The sequence below is a fragment of the Xanthomonas sp. D-36-1 genome (assembly GCF_017746155.1).
In the GTDB taxonomy this organism is placed as follows: domain Bacteria; phylum Pseudomonadota; class Gammaproteobacteria; order Xanthomonadales; family Xanthomonadaceae; genus Xanthomonas; species Xanthomonas cissicola.
Genome location: NZ_JAGHWR010000143.1, coordinates 1 through 968, shown reverse-complemented (window position 1 = coordinate 968; position 968 = coordinate 1). Strand labels below are relative to the sequence as shown.

The following is a 968-nucleotide window of genomic DNA, read 5'->3' as shown; positions in this document are numbered from 1 at the left end:
GTTGATCAGACCTTCCTTAGTGAGCGACTCGGTACGTCAGGGCCGCTACTGAAGTCTGAGCGTCTATTGATGACTCATGGATTGCTCTTACTCACCGATCCATGTTGGGCTTGGCCCAGAAGCGTCAGCGCAAAGCCCCATTGACAATCCGCTCAACGACTATCGGCTCTTGAGAGCCTGTAGTAAGCTGGCAGCCGTCCGCCTGAAACGCTACTCGATTTTCGAGCTTGGCCGAGAAGGACAGTATCTCGCGGATATTCGAATCACGTGATTGGTCGCATCAGGAGATCGCCATGCCACGCATCATGTCGAAGGGCTTGGCCGCAACACTTGCACTTGTCGGGGTTGCGGTACTTCCACTTTCGTCCTGCGCCAATGCGGACAATGCGCGCACTGCTTCGACACAGGAAGACCCCTCGATGACAGGAGCCAGCCCAATGCTTGACGAGATTTATGCTTCCCAAAAACCCGTTCGATTCGAGCAGATCGATGTGAGCAATATCGTTACGAAATACATACCGTTGGGCACTACAAAGGCGTCGGTGCTAGAGACCTTCGGTAAATCTCCAACCTCGAAGGTCGTTGAAGACACCGAAAGCAAGATTGTCGTCAGGGACAACAAGGGACAAGCGATGTTGGATCCCGATGCACGTTCCATCGTGATGACTTTTTCTTTGGATGCCGACGACAAGGTGACATACGTCGCAGCCGTTCATATCAAGAATCAGTAAGCCACAGGAGCACGTCATGGATGAGAAGATCGAAGTCGGGTACCGGAATATCGGGGCTGCTCTCGGCAAGGAATACCACCACAAGTTCCTTCTCTACACGGACAAGGAGGGCAACCAGCGCACTATTAGGGAAGGTCTGATCAACTCACCGCAGATGCGCGACACTATCGCCTTATGTAGAGGATTCATCCATGCAGCTGACGTTCGGTGACGCTGAGGGCTTGGGCAAGCGTAAGC

Annotated in this window: 2 protein-coding genes; both read left to right on the top strand. The window is 53.2% G+C overall.

Features of this window, described 5'->3' with window-relative positions; translation table 11 throughout:
* Positions 1–227: 227 nt before the first annotated feature.
* Positions 228–731: a DUF6393 family protein gene (locus J7367_RS22435; protein WP_244672371.1), complete on the top strand. Its 504-nt coding sequence runs from the start codon at positions 228–230 to the stop codon at positions 729–731.
* A 16-nt stretch (positions 732–747) separates the two neighbouring features.
* Complete coding sequence (locus J7367_RS22100) at positions 748–942, top strand: hypothetical protein (RefSeq protein WP_209029028.1); 195 nt, start codon at positions 748–750, stop codon at positions 940–942.
* The last annotated feature ends 26 nt before the right edge of the window (positions 943–968 follow it).